This window comes from Microbacterium sp. Se63.02b (assembly GCF_014171575.1).
Taxonomy (GTDB): Bacteria; Actinomycetota; Actinomycetes; order Actinomycetales; family Microbacteriaceae; genus Microbacterium.
Window position 1 is genome coordinate 2929759 of record NZ_CP050453.1, and the last position, 15157, is coordinate 2944915.

At 68.3% G+C, this 15157-nt stretch carries 16 protein-coding genes, 1 tRNA gene and 1 pseudogene; 9 read left to right on the forward strand and 9 right to left on the reverse strand.

The annotated features are described in order from the left end of the window. Position 1 precedes the first annotated feature (1 nt). A complete protein-coding gene (locus tag G4G29_RS22425) occupies positions 2–616 on the forward strand; it encodes an MMPL family transporter (RefSeq protein WP_244632056.1) in 615 nt (204 codons plus the stop codon). Positions 617–656: 40 nt separating this feature from the next. On the opposite strand, the gene G4G29_RS14335 is transcribed toward G4G29_RS22425, so the two are convergent. The 4 genes and pseudogenes from G4G29_RS14335 to G4G29_RS14350 all read right to left on the reverse strand — a co-directional run bounded on the left by G4G29_RS14335 (position 657) and on the right by G4G29_RS14350 (position 3386). Continuing rightward, positions 657–730 (reverse strand) — tRNA-Arg (locus G4G29_RS14335). Positions 731–778: 48 nt separating this feature from the next. Further along, positions 779–1275 (reverse strand): annotated as a pseudogene (locus tag G4G29_RS14340) (HNH endonuclease). Positions 1276–1585: 310 nt separating this feature from the next. Further along, complete coding sequence (locus G4G29_RS14345) at positions 1586–2323, reverse strand: M23 family metallopeptidase (RefSeq protein ID WP_183150565.1); 738 nt, start codon at positions 2321–2323, stop codon at positions 1586–1588. 361 nt (positions 2324–2684) lie between these two features. Next, positions 2685–3386, reverse strand: a complete 702-nt coding sequence (locus tag G4G29_RS14350; protein WP_183150566.1) for a metal-dependent transcriptional regulator — start codon at positions 3384–3386, stop codon at positions 2685–2687. 101 nt (positions 3387–3487) lie between these two features. On the opposite strand from G4G29_RS14350, the gene serC reads away from it, so the two are divergent. Then, on the forward strand, positions 3488–4600 hold the full coding sequence (serC, locus tag G4G29_RS14355; protein ID WP_183150567.1) for a phosphoserine transaminase: 1113 nt from the start codon (positions 3488–3490) through the stop codon (positions 4598–4600). A gap of 10 nt (positions 4601–4610) precedes the next feature. On the opposite strand, the gene G4G29_RS14360 is transcribed toward serC, so the two are convergent. Further along, positions 4611–5234, reverse strand: a complete 624-nt coding sequence (locus tag G4G29_RS14360; RefSeq protein ID WP_183150568.1) for a DUF3027 domain-containing protein — start codon at positions 5232–5234, stop codon at positions 4611–4613. Then, the gene (locus G4G29_RS14365) at positions 5218–5598 is read right to left on the reverse strand and encodes a cold shock domain-containing protein (RefSeq protein WP_050722660.1); all 381 of its coding nucleotides are present in this window, start codon (positions 5596–5598) and stop codon (positions 5218–5220) included. Before G4G29_RS14365 ends, G4G29_RS14360 begins: the two co-directional genes overlap by 17 nt. Before the next feature lie 119 nt (positions 5599–5717). On the opposite strand from G4G29_RS14365, the gene G4G29_RS14370 reads away from it, so the two are divergent. Further along, on the forward strand, positions 5718–5993 hold the full coding sequence (locus G4G29_RS14370; RefSeq protein ID WP_183150569.1) for a multidrug ABC transporter ATPase: 276 nt from the start codon (positions 5718–5720) through the stop codon (positions 5991–5993). Positions 5994–6233: 240 nt separating this feature from the next. Here G4G29_RS14370 and G4G29_RS14375 read toward each other — a convergent pair whose 3' ends face one another. Beyond that, positions 6234–6407 (reverse strand): hypothetical protein, encoded by a 174-nt coding sequence (locus G4G29_RS14375; protein WP_183150570.1) that lies wholly within the window; start codon positions 6405–6407, stop codon positions 6234–6236. A gap of 210 nt (positions 6408–6617) precedes the next feature. Here G4G29_RS14375 and G4G29_RS14380 point away from each other — a divergent pair, with 210 nt between their 5' ends. The 3 genes from G4G29_RS14380 to G4G29_RS14390 all read left to right on the forward strand — a co-directional run bounded on the left by G4G29_RS14380 (position 6618) and on the right by G4G29_RS14390 (position 9391). Continuing rightward, positions 6618–7463, forward strand: coding sequence for a helicase-associated domain-containing protein (locus G4G29_RS14380; protein WP_183150571.1), 846 nt, complete (start codon positions 6618–6620; stop codon positions 7461–7463). A gap of 71 nt (positions 7464–7534) precedes the next feature. Beyond that, positions 7535–7714 (forward strand): hypothetical protein, encoded by a 180-nt coding sequence (locus G4G29_RS14385; protein ID WP_183150572.1) that lies wholly within the window; start codon positions 7535–7537, stop codon positions 7712–7714. Between the two features lie 36 nt (positions 7715–7750). Beyond that, positions 7751–9391, forward strand: a complete 1641-nt coding sequence (locus G4G29_RS14390) for a DNA repair helicase XPB (RefSeq protein ID WP_183150573.1) — start codon at positions 7751–7753, stop codon at positions 9389–9391. 22 nt (positions 9392–9413) lie between these two features. Here G4G29_RS14390 and G4G29_RS14395 read toward each other — a convergent pair whose 3' ends face one another. Next, entirely contained in the window at positions 9414–10442 is a 1029-nt protein-coding gene (locus G4G29_RS14395) for a type II CAAX endopeptidase family protein (protein ID WP_183150574.1), read from the reverse strand. Between the two features lie 117 nt (positions 10443–10559). Between G4G29_RS14395 and G4G29_RS14400 the strand changes: the two genes are divergently transcribed. The 3 genes from G4G29_RS14400 to G4G29_RS14410 all read left to right on the forward strand — a co-directional run bounded on the left by G4G29_RS14400 (position 10560) and on the right by G4G29_RS14410 (position 13412). Next, positions 10560–11252, forward strand: coding sequence for a response regulator transcription factor (locus G4G29_RS14400; RefSeq protein ID WP_183150575.1), 693 nt, complete (start codon positions 10560–10562; stop codon positions 11250–11252). A gap of 65 nt (positions 11253–11317) precedes the next feature. Next, the gene (locus G4G29_RS14405) at positions 11318–13015 is read left to right on the forward strand and encodes a HAMP domain-containing sensor histidine kinase (protein WP_183150576.1); all 1698 of its coding nucleotides are present in this window, start codon (positions 11318–11320) and stop codon (positions 13013–13015) included. A 109-nt stretch (positions 13016–13124) separates the two neighbouring features. Then, positions 13125–13412 (forward strand): WXG100 family type VII secretion target, encoded by a 288-nt coding sequence (locus G4G29_RS14410; protein WP_183150577.1) that lies wholly within the window; start codon positions 13125–13127, stop codon positions 13410–13412. 68 nt (positions 13413–13480) lie between these two features. Here G4G29_RS14410 and groL read toward each other — a convergent pair whose 3' ends face one another. Beyond that, positions 13481–15100 carry a chaperonin GroEL gene (gene groL, locus G4G29_RS14415; RefSeq protein ID WP_183150578.1) on the reverse strand — a complete coding sequence of 540 codons (1620 nt, stop codon included), beginning with the start codon at positions 15098–15100 and terminating at the stop codon, positions 13481–13483. Positions 15101–15157: the final 57 nt, after the last annotated feature.

Genomic DNA, 15157 nt, shown 5'->3' on the forward strand with positions numbered 1-15157 from the left:
CGTGGCCGCACTCGACGGCATCGACGCGCTCGTCGGCGGGGTGACCGCGACTTCGGTGGACACGAACGACGCTTCGATCCACGATCGCAACCTCATCATCCCCGTGATCCTCGTGGTCATCATGCTGATCCTGATGCTGTTGCTGCGCTCGATCCTGGCGCCCGTGCTGCTCATCCTGACGACGGTGCTCTCGTTCGGGACCGCGATGGGTGTCGCGGCCCTCGTCTTCAACGGCATCTTCGCGTTCCCCGGCGCCGATCCCGCCGTCCCGCTCTTCGGGTTCGTGTTCCTCGTCGCGCTCGGCATCGACTACAACATCTTCCTGATGACGCGCGTGCGGGAGGAGTCGAAGGCGCACGGAACGCGCGAGGGAATCCTTCGCGGACTGTCGATCACGGGCGGCGTGATCACGTCGGCAGGTCTGGTCCTCGCGGCGACCTTCGCCGCGCTGTCGGTGATCCCGATCCTGTTCCTCGTGCAGCTCGCGTTCATCGTCGCGTTCGGAGTGCTGCTCGACACGTTCGTCGTCCGCTCGCTGCTGGTGCCCGCCCTGACGTACGACATCGGAAAGGCGATCTGGTGGCCGTCGAAGCTGTGGCGGCGCGGAGAGGATTGACGTCGGCGGCCGGCGCCACGCGGAGTTGACCGCACGGGAGTGCCCTCGACAGGATTCGAACCTGCGACCTGCCCTTTAGGAGAGGGCTGCTCTATCCTGCTGAGCTACGAGGGCGCGCGCCCCAGTCTACGGGACCGGGACGTGCGCCCTCGGCAACACGGACTACGCCGCGAGGGCCAGGTAGGGCTCCCACCGCGGGTCGCTGCGCTCGGTGCCCCGGCGGTCCACGCGGTGCCGTGCGGCGGTCTCGGCGTGAACCGCAGCTGCCAGCGCATCTCCTGCGGAGTGCGGTTGCTCTTGACGTTGTTGCAGCGGAGGCAGCACGCGACGAGGTTCTCCCACGAGTCCGCCCCGCCCCGTGAGCGCGGCAGGACGTGATCGATCGTGGATGCCGCCTTGCCGCAGTAACCGCAGCGGTGATTGTCGCGCCGAAGAACTCCCCGCCGCGTCACGGGGACCCGTCTGCTGCTCGGCACCCGGACATATCGGGCGAGGATGATGACGGCCGGACGATCGTACACGCCGTGGGTCCCCCAGACGGGGTCTTCTTCCACGCGTTCGATCACGGTCGCCTTGTCGTTCATCACGAGCACCAGGGCTCTCTTGAACGACACGATCGCGAGCGGCTCGTATCCGGCATTCAGGACCAGTGTGCGCATTCGTCATCCTCTCGATCCGCCGGGACGGCTTCCCGGCACTCTCGACTCACACGAGGCCGTGCACGAGGGAGAACGATCGCGAGGGACGAAAAAAGGCGCCGTCTAGAGACAGCGCCTTTCGCGCACGGCAACGCCGTGGCTTCCCTGCGGGCTATGCAGAAGGACGTGACGACCGAGGGCATCCATGGTTCGGATGGTCGGTATTCGCTCCATCAGCCTCTCCCACCTGTACGACAACGGGATCAGGCTAACCCATCCAGCTGCATGCGGGACGAAACGGCGGGTGAATGGAGGAAGGCGTGTCCGGTGCTCAGCCGGCGTTGACCGACAGCCAGGACATCGGTTCGACGAGTCCGCCGTTGATCCAGACCTCGAAGTGGAGGTGGTTCGCGGTCGAACGACCGGTGCTGCCGACGTAGCCGATGAGCTGTCCTGCCGCGACGGTCTGGCCGACCTGCACCTGGCGGGAGCCGTAGAGCATGTGTCCGTAGGTCGTCTGGACACGCTGTCCGCCGATGACGCTGTCGAGCATCACGCAGACGCCGTACCCGCCGATGCTCTCCGCGGAGGCGCGGACGACGCCGGCAGCAGCGGCATAGATCGGAGTGCCGGCAGGAGCGAGCATGTCGGCACCGTTGTGGCCGCCGCCGATGGTGCGGCTGACGTTCCAGGAGCCCATGGGAAGCGGATAGCGCACCTCTCCGGAACCGGGAGAGGTGAGCGCGTAGCCGGCGGAGTTGAACTGCTGCGTCGACGCCGTGGAGGCAGCGGCCGCACGAGCAGCCGCAGCTTCTTCCGCCTTCTTCTTCGCGATCTCCTCCGGCGTCGTGGCGCTGAATGTTCCGCGGCTCAGCGGCGCCGCCGTGGCCTGCGAAGCGACGACGAGCGACTGCGCGTCGACCGCCGCGAGCTGCTGCAGTGTCGTGGTCGCGGCCTCGGTCGGCTTGGGCGAAGCGAACGCGGGGAGCGCGATTCCGGCGACGAGTGCACCGACGGCCCCGAAGATGGCGATCGAGCGGAGCGGCTTGACAGCCTTGCGAGCGTTCACCCGCGCGCCCGTTCGACGGGCTGGTACTCGGTCTTCAGATGTCTTCTTCGCGGGCGGTTCGATGTCTGCGGCCAAAACGTGGTCCTCCTGGGCCTTCGCGCGTTCGGGTTGCGCTGGCTCGTCGGCACTCTGCTCTCGTGGCACGAATGTATCTCGGGTACTTTGTGCATTCCTGCCGTGAAGACGACGAGCCTGGAAGGCGGATCTTCGCGGTGTGTCGCCCGCGGGCTTCTTCGCTGACGACTCGACCGAGGTTACCGGAAGATAACGATCATGTCACCCCAGGAACCTGACAATCCTCGGAGAGGCGTCTCGGGAGCGTGGACGACGCATCGCCCTGCTCCGGGAACGAGGGAGCTGATCAGGCGGGTTCGCCCACCAGGAAGATGTGCGACGCGAGCTCGACCGGGAGCTCGAGGCCGTCTTCCTTCCCGTCCATCTGGATCAGGACGTACCCCTCGCTGAAGCGGAAATCGCCGTGCGCGCCGGGCACCACGCCCGCATCGCGCAGCTGTTCGAGCAGCTCGGGATCGACCTGAGCCGGCTCGGCGAGCCGACGCACTGTCCCCTCGACCGGCTCGCCCGCCGCGTTCAACCGCTGCACGAGACCGATGACCCCCTCGTCGAAGGTGCGCGCGGGCAGATCGCCGAGCTGGTCGAGGCCGGGGATCGGATTGCCGTACGGCGACTCCGTCGGGTGCCCGAGCAGTTCCACGAGGCGACGCTCGACCTGCTCGCTCATCACGTGCTCCCACCGGCAGGCCTCTTCGTGCACGAAGGCCCAGTCGAGGCCGATCACGTCGGAGAGCAGGCGCTCGGCGAGGCGGTGCTTGCGCATCACGTCGACGGCCTTGCGGCGACCGGCATCGGTGAGCTCGAGAGTGCGATCCTCGGAGACCACGACGAGACCGTCGCGCTCCATCCGCCCCACGGTCTGCGAGACCGTCGGGCCGGAGTGTCCGAGGCGCTCGGAGATGCGCGCGCGCAGCGGCACGATGTTCTCCTCCTCGAGTTCGAGGATGGTGCGGAGGTACATCTCCGTGGTGTCGATCAGATCGGTCATGTGCAGGCCCTCCGAGGTTCTTAGGCAAGCCTACATTCCCGGGCGGACATCGGCCCCGCCGCGCGTCGGGCGACATGCCGGGAGCACCCTAGAATCAACCCATGGCGATCGAGATTCCCCGAGACCTCCTGCCCGCTGACGGCCGCTTCGGCTGCGGTCCCTCGAAGGTGCGCCCCGCGCAGCTCGACGCGCTGCTCGCCTCGGGGGCGTCCATCCTCGGCACCTCCCACCGGCAGGCGCCGGTGAAGAACCTCGTCGGAAGCGTGCGGGAGCAGCTCGCGACGCTGTTCCGGATCCCCGAGGGCTATGAGGTCATCGTGGGCAACGGCGGTTCGACCGCGTTCTGGGACGCTGCTGCATTCGGCCTCATCGAGCGTCGCAGCCAGAACCTCGTGTTCGGGGAGTTCGGCGGGAAGTTCGCCGCCGCGGCCGGCGCGCCGTGGCTCGAGGCACCCGACGTGCGCAAGGCGGAGCCGGGTTCGCTGACCTCCGCAGAGGTCGGCGCCGACATCGACGTGTACGCGTGGCCCCACAACGAGACCTCGACGGGTGTCGCCGCCCCCGTCCAGCGCATCGCCGCGGACGGCGCGCTCACCGTCATCGACGCGACCAGCGCGGCGGGCGGGATCGACTTCGACGCCGCACAGGCCGACGTCTACTACTTCGCCCCGCAGAAGAACCTCGGTTCGGACGGCGGGCTCTGGTTCGCCGTCGTCTCTCCCGCCGCACTCGACCGCATCGAACGGATCGCCGCGTCCGGCCGCTACATCCCCGAGTTCCTCAGCCTGAAGAACGCTGTCGACAACTCGCGGCTCAACCAGACGCTCAACACCCCCGCGCTCACGACGCTGCACCTCCTGGACAGCCAGCTCCGCTGGATCCTCGACAACGGCGGCCTCGCCTGGGCGGCGGCACGGACGTCGGAGTCCTCCTCCGTGCTGTACGACTGGGCTGCGGCGTCGTCGGTCGCGACTCCGTTCGTCGCGGATCCCGCGCACCGCTCGCCTGTCGTCGCGACGATCGACTTCGACGACAGCGTCGATGCGGCGGCGATCGCCAAGACGCTCCGGGCGAACGGGATCGTCGACACCGAGCCGTACCGCAAGCTCGGCCGCAATCAGCTGCGCGTCGCGACTTTCGTCTCGATCGAGCCCGACGACGTGCGTCAGCTGACCCGGGCGATCGACTACGTGCTGGAGAACCTGGGCGCCTGAGCGCCCGGGGTCACTCCTCGTCGTCGGGATCGGCCTCGTCGGCGTCGTCGTCGGACTCGTCGTCGTCGGACTCGTCGTCGTCGGACTCGTCATCGTCGGACTCGTCATCGTCGGACTCGTCGTCCGGCTCCGAGTCGTCGAGCTCGTCGATGTCGACACCGTCGAGATCGCCCGCGTGCAGGATGTCGGGCTCGCCGTCATCGTCCAGGTCGTCGTCGTCGAGGTCGTCATCGTCGTCGACAACGAGTTCATCGACCGCGTCGTCGTCGGCGGCCGTGTCGTCGTCGGCAGCCGCGGCCGCCTCGGCGAGTTCGGCCTGATGCGCCCTGTACTCGGCCAGACGCTCGGCCCACGGGACCCACTCCGGTGCGAGAAGCGCACCATCGCCCGGCAGGAGTTCGACTTCGAGAACGGTGGGGTCTTCGTCATCCACCCGCGCGACCGTCACCGTCCAATACCATCCGGGGTAACCGGCGAGACGATTCTCGAACCGCAATGAGACCGAACCGTCCTCCTCGGGGAGGTATCCGGCGGCGGGGCCGATGCTGGAGGCAGGAGTGATCTCCCGCAGTGCTGCCAGCGCGAGGTCGTGGGCGCCGATGAGACGGGCGTCGGCGTCAGGCTTCGAGGTCATCGGCGACCTTGCGCAGGACGGCAGCGATCTTGCGGCCGTGTCCGGATGAGGGGTAGCGCCCGCGGCGAAGGTCTCCGCCGATGCCGTCGAGGAGCTTCACCAGATCCTCGACGATGATGGCCATGTCATCGGCAGGCTTGCGCTTCGCCTTGGACAGGCTGGGCGGCGCCTCGAGCACACGCACCGACAGCGCCTGCAGACCGCGCTTTCCATCGGCCACGCCGAACTCCACGCGCGCACCCGCCTTCACCGCGGTGCCCGCAGGCATCGCAGAGGCGTGCAGGAAGACGTCCTGGCCGTCATCGCTGGCGATGAAGCCGAAACCCTTGTCTTCGTCGTAGAACCTGACCTTGCCGGTGGGCATGGGAGAACCTCGCTGAGATCGTCGTGTGCAGAACAATGCCGCGCTCGTGCGCGCTCCTCCAGCCTACCGGTCGCGCGGCCCGCCGAGCCGAAGCCCCCGGTGCGAGTAGGCTGAGACGGATGAGCACGCAGAATTCCGAACCGGAGGTTCCCGTCCGCCGGCTGGATCGTATCCTGGCGTTCACCGCGCTCGGAATCGCCGCGGCATCGGTGGTGTGCTTCTTCGCCATCATCATCGGCACGGCGGTCGGCATGGACCAGGCCGCTTTCGGCGAGGGAGCGTGGCCGTTCATCGCGGCCATCCCCTACTGGGGCCTCCCCCTCGCCTTCCTGATGATCATCGTGCTTCTCACGATGAGCTTCATCCGAAAGGGACGAGCGTCTTCGCGTTCGTGAGGCACCGCGCATGAGCACGCACGCACGACCGCTGGCCGACTGGCTGGCCGAGGCGAGCGATGACGAGCTCCGTCGCCTGTTCCACGCGCGTCGCGTGAGACCGGATGCCGCATGGCAGGACTTCTTCGATGCCGCGGAGTCGCTGCTCGACCCCGCGTCGCTGGCGAAGGCGCTGCCGACGCTCACCGGCGCAGAGGCCGCGTCTCTGCTCGACGCCGCGCAGGGTGGCGGAGCAGGCGCTCAGCGCGAGCGGCTGACGGCGCTCGCCCTGCTCCGCCCCGACGGCACCCCGTACCCGCCCGTCGTCACCGCCGTCGCGGGGCGCTCGGCGGACGCCCTCACCACGACTTCGTCGACGGTGTCGCGCTCCTCCGAGACCGCGGCGGCCCACGCGGCGGAGCGTGCGTTCACCACGGTGTCGGTACTCGCAGATCTGCTCCTCATCGCGCGGGAGAGCCCGTTCGCGCTGCTGACCGGAGGCGGGGTGAACGCCGGGGAGAAACGGCAGCTCGCCGAGGCGGGGGTTCCGACGGAGATCGTCGACACTCTCGTGTCGATCGCGGTGGAAGCCGGACTCGCCGTGATGGCGGACCGCCGGCTGCGGACGAGTCAGTCCGCCGAGGAGTGGCTGCGTTCCCCGCCGTCGCCCGATGGAGCGTGCTGGCGACCGCGTATCGGGACGCCCTGCCACGCGGCGTCCGATCGCCGAGTGGCGGATGGATCCCGCCGGAGACGTGGAGCGGTGCGCACCCCTGGGATCCGGCGTGGTCGGAGCACTCCCGCATGCTGCACGATGCCGCCCGCTTGCTCGGACTCATCGCTGAGGACGGCACCGAGCCCGAATGGGCGGTCGGCCTGCGCGAGGGCGGCGCGACGGACACGAGCGCCCTGGCGCGCCTTCTTCCTGCCGAGGTCGACCGGATCTTCCTGCAGAACGATCTCACTGCGATCGCGCCGGGTCCCCTCGCGCCTGCGCTCGACGTGCGGCTGCGCACGATCGCCGCACGGGAGTCGGCGGCCCAGGCCTCGTCGTATCGCTTCACGGCCGAATCGGTCGCGCACGCCTTCGTCGCCGGCGAGACCGAAGCGTCGATCCTGGAGTTCCTCGGTGGGCTGTCGCTGACCGGCATCCCGCAGCCTCTCGCCTACCTGCTCTCACAGACGGCGCAGCGGCACGGTCTCGTCCGCGTGTCGACGGATGAGGAGACGGGACGAACCCGGATCGAGAGCGTCGACTCGCACCTGATCGACGCGATGGCCGTCGATCAGTCCCTCCGCCCACTCGCTCTCACCGCGCACGTGGGCTCGCTCACCACACGCGTCAGCCGCGAGACGGTGTACTGGGCCCTCACCGACGCCCGGTACCCCGCGACGCTGGTCGGCGCCGACGGAGCCCTGCTCGTGCGGGAGAGGCACCCCGCGCCGCCGGCGGCTCCACCCCACGACGACGCCTCGGATCTGACCCCCTGATCGAGCGCCTGAGGTCTCACCAGGGGCCGGATGCCGACGCCGCATGGCTCGACCGCGAGCTCGAGGCTGCCGTGCGCGCGAAGTCCGTGCTCCAGGTCACGGTCGGCATGCCGGACGGCTCGACACGCGAACTCCTCCTCGAGGCCACGGGGATGGGCGGCGGTCGTCTCCGCGGACGCGACCGTGCGGCCGATGTGGAGCGCACTCTCCCGGTCTCGAGCATCCTCGCGGCCACGATCGTCGCACCATAGGCCCCGTACCTCGCACGACCGGTAAACTGATCAGCTATGTCTGATGGCCCCCTGATCGTCCAGAGCGATCGCACCGTGCTGCTCGAAGTCGCCCATGCCGACGCGGAGAGCGCCCGCCACGAGTTGGCGATCTTCGCCGAGCTGGAACGTGCCCCCGAGCACATCCACACGTACCGGATCACCCGGCTCGGACTCTGGAACGCCCGCGCCGCGGGGCATACCGCGGAAGACATGCTCGAGACGCTCGACCGCTGGTCGCGCTTCCCTGTTCCTCCTTCGGTCGCCGTCGATCTGCGCGAGACCGTGAACCGCTACGGCCGCCTCGTGATCGAACGAGACGACGAGGGGACGCTGCTCCTGCGCTCCTCCGACCCGGCCGTGCTCGCGCAGGTCGCGAACAACAAGCGGATCCAACCGCTTCTGATCGGGCATCCGACGCCGGAGACGTTCGTCGTCGACGCCTGGGCACGAGGACAGATCAAGCAGGAGCTGCTGAAGATCGGCTGGCCCGCCGAAGACCTCGCGGGGTACACCCCGGGGACCCCGCACGAGATCGAGCTCGCCGAAGACGGCTGGCAGATACGTCCGTACCAGCAGGATGCGGTCGATGCCTTCTCGAAGGACGGCTCGGGCGTCGTGGTGCTCCCGTGCGGCGCGGGGAAGACGATCGTGGGCGCCGGGGCGATGGCGGCCACGAAGACCACCACGCTGATCCTCGTGACGAACACCGTCTCGGCTCGGCAGTGGCGCGACGAGCTGCTCAAGCGCACGAGCCTGACACCCGAGGAGATCGGCGAGTACTCCGGCCAGTCCAAGGAGGTCAAGCCGGTCACGATCGCGACGTACCAGATCCTCACGGCGAAGCGGAAGGGCGAGTACGCCCACCTGGCGCTGCTGGACGCGCTCGACTGGGGCCTGATCGTGTACGACGAGGTGCACCTGCTGCCGGCACCGGTCTTCAAACTCACCGCCGACCTGCAGGCCCGCCGCCGTATCGGACTCACCGCGACGCTGGTGCGCGAAGACGGCCGCGAGGGCGATGTGTTCAGCCTGATCGGGCCGAAGCGCTTCGACGCACCGTGGAAGCAGATCGAGGCGCAGGGCTTCATCTCGCCCGCCGCGTGCTACGAGGTGCGCGTCGACCTGCCGCCGAGCGACCGGCTCGAGTACGCCGCCGCGACCGACGACGAACGCTACCGCCTCGCCGCCTCCGCTCCGGCCAAGGTGCAGGCGGTGCGCGAGCTCATCGCGAAGCACGAGGGCGAGCGCATCCTCGTCATCGGCCAGTACCTCGACCAGCTCGAGTCGCTCTCGGCCGCGCTCGACGCCCCCCAGATCACCGGCGCGACCCCGGTCGATGAGCGCGAAGAGCTGTACCGCGCGTTCCGCGAGGGTGACATCTCCCTCCTCGTCGTGTCGAAGGTGGCGAACTTCTCGATCGACCTGCCTGAGGCGTCGGTCGCGATCCAGGTCTCCGGCTCCTTCGGCTCGCGTCAGGAAGAGGCTCAGCGACTCGGGCGTCTCCTGCGCCCGAAGCAGTCGGGCCACACCGCGAGCTTCTACACCCTCGTCGCCCGCGACACGATCGACCAGGACTACGCCCAGAACCGTCAGCGCTTCCTCGCCGAGCAGGGCTACAGCTACACGATCATGGACTCGGACGCGATCGCCGCCTGACCGACACCGGGCCCCCCGCGACTCAGCCGTGCAGGGTCCGCGCCAGCGCGTGGGACCCGCCAGACGTCGGACCGACGGCGACGGGCGCACGCACCGGAGTCGCGGTGCGTGCGATCCCGAGCCTCCGGGCCCAGCGGTCGGCGAGAAGCGCGTAGACGATCATCGCGAGGGTCGAGGCCAGCAGGTCGACCGGGGTGCCCGAAGTGGCGTTCGCGTCGACGAGCTGGACCGACCCCAGCACGAAGATGAGCACGTTGTTCACGATGTGCAACGAGATCGCGGCTTCCAACCCCCCGGTGCGCCACGACAGCCATGCCGCGACGATCGCGAACACGCCGACGCTCGCTGCGCCCCAGACGTCGTATCCGTGGCCCAGCACGAAGATCGGCACGGGAAGCAGGATGGCGAAGGCCGGATGCCGCAGCCAACTGCCCACCAGCTGCATCAGGTAGCCGCGGAAGACGTATTCCTCGGCGGCGGCTTGGAGCGGGATCAACAGCAGCACCAGCGCCAGCATGACCCACAGACCCCGGTGGGAGAAGTCGACCACGAGCCCGTCGCCGGTCGCGGCCGACCACCCGAGCACGACGGCGAAATACACGACGAACACCCCGAACGCCAGCAGCAGGCTCTTGCCGAGCCACCGCATCCGCAGACGTCCCGAGACCGACGACAACAGGCCGATCCCGCGTCCCTCGACGATGCGCGACGCCAGCAGCAGGGCGGGGATCATCAGGATCAGCGGCAGCACCATGGCGACCAGGAGCCACGGCCGGTCGAGGTCGAAGTACTGCGTCGTGGTGAGGAGCACCTGCATCTCGACGCCCCACGACGGCACGACCACCGAGACCACGACGAGCGGCACGACGAGAAGCAGCAGGAGCACCACATACAGGGCGACGCCGACCACTCCGGTGAGGAGGGGCTTCCACCACCGGTGGCGCGGTCGCACGTGAGCCAGTCGGTGGAACGCGTACCGTTCGACCTGCTCCGAAGGGGGCGCGACGGCGGCGGATGCGGGGGCGGCGGAGTCGTCCTCGATGGTGCTCATACCTCGATCCTTCCCGGTCTGCCTGTGCATCACATCCGACCTCGGGTGGATCGCCGACTCGACGCCGTTCCGCACAATAGTCAGCATCCGCATGGCCGGAGTCACCATAATGGGGACATGACTGCTCCGCGCATCCTGGTCGTCGACGACGAACCCAACATCCGCGACCTGCTCTCCACGGGTCTCAGCTTCGCCGGATTCCAGGTGAAGACGGTGGCCAACGGCGCCGCCACGATCTCGGCCGTCCTCGAGGAGGAGCCGGACCTGATCATCCTCGACGTCATGCTCCCCGACATGAACGGATTCAGCGTGACCAAGCGCCTCCGTGGCGCCGGGTTCACCGCACCCATCCTCTTCCTGACCGCCAAGGATGGGACAGAGGACAAGATCGAGGGGCTCAACGCGGGCGGCGACGACTACGTGACCAAGCCGTTCAGCCTCGATGAGATCGTCGCCAGGGCCCAGGCGATCCTGCGCCGCACCATGCAGGCCGACGAGGAGTCGATCATCCGTGCCGGCGAGCTGTCGATGGATCAGGACACCCACGACGTGCATGTCGGCAAGGAGCCGATCGAACTCAGCCCGACCGAGTTCAAGCTGCTGCGCTATCTCATGCTCAACCCGAACCGAGTGCTGTCGAAGGCGCAGATCCTCGACCACGTGTGGGAGTACGACTTCAACGGCGACGCCGGCATCGTCGAGAGCTACATCTCGTACCTGCGACGCAAGATCGATCCGCACACCGAGGAGTCGCTGATCCAGACCAAGCGCGGGTTCGGCTACATGCTCAAGGTGGGCAAGTCGGGCTGATCCCCGGCATACCACCGCAGACGCCGCCCACGCGGCGCCGTTCGACGCACCGAGAAGAGGACCGCATGGCGCACAAGCCCGATGCGGTCACCAGCTGGTGGCGACGCATCAGCCTCCGGGCGAAGGTCACCGGCGTCACGGTGGCGGTGCTCGCACTCGGACTTCTCGTCGCGGGCATCGGCACGGTTCCGATCCTCCGCACCGCCCTGGTCGCGAACATCGACGCGCAGCTTCCCGCACTCGTCTCGAGCGATCTCGCGGAACGCTACTTCGACATCACGGTCGTGGACGGCGTCGCGACATACACGCCTCGCGACGAGCAGCCGCGGGACTTCTCGTTCGCCATCTACGACGCCTCGGGGGTGCTGCAAGCCACGGCCCGCGGAACCTCCGGCCAGGCGCCGCTGTTCCCCGCGGAGTACTCGCTCGCGAAGGCGACCGCAGACACCGACCAGATCCCGCTCGAGATTCCGGGGGCGGACGGCGAGATCTTCCACGGCGCGGTCGCCGTCGTCGGCTCCGAGGGCGGCGCCCTGCGGATCCAGTTGGTGGCGCTGCCGCTCGCGCCCGCCGACCGCATCATCAGTCAGTACTTCGGCATCTACATCTCCATCGCGCTGATCACGATCCTCATCGCCGCGCTCCTGACCCGCGGACTCGTCACGCTCACGTTCCGCCGACTGGGTCAAGTCGAGGCGACAGCCATGTCGATCGCCGCCGGCGACTTCCGGCAGCGCCTGACCGACCTCGAGCCCACGACCGAGGTCGGACGCCTCAATGCGGCGATCAACACGATGCTCGACCGCGTCGACCGGTCCCTCGCACAGCGTGACCGCACCGTGCAGCACATGCGACGGTTCATCGGTGATGCGAGCCACGAGTTGCGGACGCCGCTGGTGAGTGTGCGCGGCTATGCGGAGTTGTACCGGATGGGCGCGATCAAGGGCGAGGAGGACACCGCGAGAGCCATGGAGCGCATCGAGAAGGAAGCCATCCGGATGGGTGTCCTCGTCGAGGATCTGCTCGCGCTGGCGCGCCTCGACGAGGAGCGCGAGCCGGAGATCGAGCCACTCGACCTCCGTCCGATCGCCCGTGACGCGGCGCTCGACCTCCGGGCCGCTGCGCCGGGCCGCACCGTCACGGTGATCGATCGCACGATCGAGGCCATGACCCCCCTCCCCCTCCGTGAGTCGCCTCCGCCACGACCGGAGCAGACGAGCACGCCTCCGCGCGGACTCTCCCGCACCGCCCTCTCCCGCTTGCGTCGGCGCCCACGGCACCAGGAGCCGTCTCCCACGATCGACTTCAGCGAGGTACCGGACATCCCGGTGCGCACTCCTCCGATCGTCCTCGGCGAGGAGAACAAGGTGCGACAGGTCGTGACGAACCTCCTGGGCAACGCCCGCAGATTCTCCCCCGAAGACGGCCCGATAGAGATCGTGGTCGACTCCGACCGGGTTCGGGGCACGGGGAGCATCGCGATCGTCGATCACGGCGAGGGCATCCCGCCGCAGATCCGCGAGCAGATCTTCGAGCGGTTCTGGCGGGCCGACACCTCGCGCGCGCGGGAGACCGGAGGCTCCGGTCTCGGTCTCGCGATCGTGGCGTCGATCATGAAGGCCCTGCACGGCGGCGTCGACGTGTCGGAGACGCCCGGCGGCGGCGCGACCTTCACCGTCACCCTCCCCCTCGCCCCGGCTCGTGCGACTCCCGAGCACCTTCTCGAAGACACGCAGCCCCTGGAACGACTCGACCTGCCCTGATGGCGCCGTGACGCCGGTTGTGCACAGCCTGTGGCCCGGCCGACCCCGTGCGCGGCTGCGAGCCTCCGCGCCCTCCTAACGTCGGTACTCCACAGGAAAAGGAGTTCCCATGTCTGTCTTCACCGTCGACACCGAGGCCGTCCACGCGGCACACGGCGCCACCCGAGCGACCATCGAGCGCCTGCAGAGCGAGTCCGCCACGCTCATGGCCCAACTACGCCAGCTGCAGACCTCCTGGGTCGGCACCGCGTCGAATGCGTTCCAGGGCTGCGCCGAGCAGTGGCAGGGGGCGCAACTGCATGTGGAGCACGTGCTCGATGCCATCGGCACATCGCTCGGATCAGCGGCGTCCCAGTACTCCGACGCCGACCACTACTCGGCCAGTCTGTTCCGTTGAGCCCGCGCACCCCGTGAACGCAGAACGCCCCCGGCCGAAGCCGGGGGCGTTCTGTCATGTGTGCTGGATCAGAAGTCCATGCCACCCGTGGGGTCGCCAGCCGGAGCTGCGGCCTTCTCGGGCTTGTCGGCGACGACGGCCTCGGTGGTGAGGAACAGCGCGGCGATCGACGCGGCGTTCTGCAGCGCCGAGCGGGTCACCTTGGCCGGGTCGATGATGCCGGCGCCGAACATGTCGACGTACTCGCCCGTTGCGGCGTTGAGGCCCTGGCCCGCGGGGAGCTCGGAGACCTTGTTCGCCACGACACCCGGCTCGAGACCGGCGTTCAGCGCGATCTGCTTGAGCGGAGCCTCGATCGCCACGCGGACGATGTTCGCACCGGTCGCCTCGTCGCCCGTGAGCGACAGTCCGTCGAGCGCCTTCGTGCCCGACTGGATGAGCGCGACGCCACCACCGGGGACGATGCCCTCCTCGACCGCTGCCTTCGCGTTGCGGACGGCGTCCTCGATGCGGTGCTTGCGCTCCTTGAGCTCGACCTCGGTCGCGGCACCCGCCTTGATGACGGCGACGCCACCGGCGAGCTTGGCCAGACGCTCCTGGAGCTTCTCACGGTCGTAGTCGCTGTCGGTGTTCTCGATCTCGCGACGGATCTGCGTGACGCGACCCTCGATCTGCTCGGCCTCGCCGGCACCCTCGACGATCGTGGTCTCGTCCTTGGTGACGATGACCTTGCGCGCACGGCCCAGGAGGTCGAGCGTGGCGTTCTCCAGCTTGAGGCCGACCTCTTCGGTGATGACCTGACCACCGGTGAGGATCGCGATGTCCTGCAGCTGCGCCTTGCGGCGGTCACCGAAGCCCGGAGCCTTGACGGCGACGGACTTGAAGATGCCCTTGAGCTTGTTCAGCACGAGCGTCGCGAGAGCCTCGCCCTCGACGTCCTCGGCGATGATGACGAGCTCCTTGCCGTCCTGGATCACCTTGTCGACGATGGGCAGGAGGTCCTTGATGTTGGAGACCTTCTGGTTCGCGATGAGGATGTACGGGTCTTCGAAGACAGCCTCCTGGCGCTCCGGGTCCGTCACGAAGTAGGGGTTCAGGTAGCCCTTGTCGAAGCGCATGCCCTCGGTGAGCTCGAGCTCGGTGCCGAACGTCTGCGACTCCTCGACGGTGACGACGCCTTCCTTGCCGACCTTGTCGATCGCCTCGGCGATGAGCTCGCCGATCGCGGTGTCTGCTGCCGAGATGGACGCGGTCGCGGCGATCTGCTCCTTCGAGTCGATCTCCTTGGCGCTCGAGAGGAGCTCCTCGGTGATCGCGGCGACAGCCTTCTCGATCCCGCGCTTGAGGGAGATGGGGTCGGCGCCGGCTGCGACGTTGCGCAGTCCTTCGCGGACCAGCGCCTGAGCGAGGACCGTGGCGGTCGTGGTGCCGTCACCGGCGACGTCGTCGGTCTTCTTTGCGACCTCCTTGACGAGCTCCGCGCCGATCTTCTCGTACGGGTCGTCCAGCTCGATCTCCTTGGCGATGGAGACACCGTCGTTCGTGATCGTGGGAGCGCCCCACTTCTTCTCGAGGACGACGTTGCGACCGCGCGGGCCGAGGGTCACCTTGACCGCGTCGGCGAGGATGTTGAGGCCGCGCTCGAGGCCGCGGCGGGCCTCCTCATCGAAAGCAATGATCTTTGCCATGAGTTTTTTCGTCCCTCCTGGACGTAGACGTTGGGTTTAGCACTCAGAGTGAGAGAG

Coding starts and splice junctions, on each gene's coding strand:
- G4G29_RS14365 (WP_050722660.1), bottom strand. CDS start 5,598: ATGCCCACCGGCAAGGTCAGGTTCTACGACGAAGACAAGGGTTTCGGC.
- serC (WP_183150567.1), top strand. CDS start 3,488: ATGGCGATCGAGATTCCCCGAGACCTCCTGCCCGCTGACGGCCGCTTC.
- G4G29_RS14405 (WP_183150576.1), top strand. CDS start 11,318: ATGGCGCACAAGCCCGATGCGGTCACCAGCTGGTGGCGACGCATCAGC.
- G4G29_RS14370 (WP_183150569.1), top strand. CDS start 5,718: ATGAGCACGCAGAATTCCGAACCGGAGGTTCCCGTCCGCCGGCTGGAT.
- G4G29_RS14360 (WP_183150568.1), bottom strand. CDS start 5,234: ATGACCTCGAAGCCTGACGCCGACGCCCGTCTCATCGGCGCCCACGAC.
- G4G29_RS14390 (WP_183150573.1), top strand. CDS start 7,751: ATGTCTGATGGCCCCCTGATCGTCCAGAGCGATCGCACCGTGCTGCTC.
- G4G29_RS14350 (WP_183150566.1), bottom strand. CDS start 3,386: ATGACCGATCTGATCGACACCACGGAGATGTACCTCCGCACCATCCTC.
- groL (WP_183150578.1), bottom strand. CDS start 15,100: ATGGCAAAGATCATTGCTTTCGATGAGGAGGCCCGCCGCGGCCTCGAG.
- G4G29_RS14400 (WP_183150575.1), top strand. CDS start 10,560: ATGACTGCTCCGCGCATCCTGGTCGTCGACGACGAACCCAACATCCGC.
- G4G29_RS14410 (WP_183150577.1), top strand. CDS start 13,125: ATGTCTGTCTTCACCGTCGACACCGAGGCCGTCCACGCGGCACACGGC.
- G4G29_RS14395 (WP_183150574.1), bottom strand. CDS start 10,442: ATGAGCACCATCGAGGACGACTCCGCCGCCCCCGCATCCGCCGCCGTC.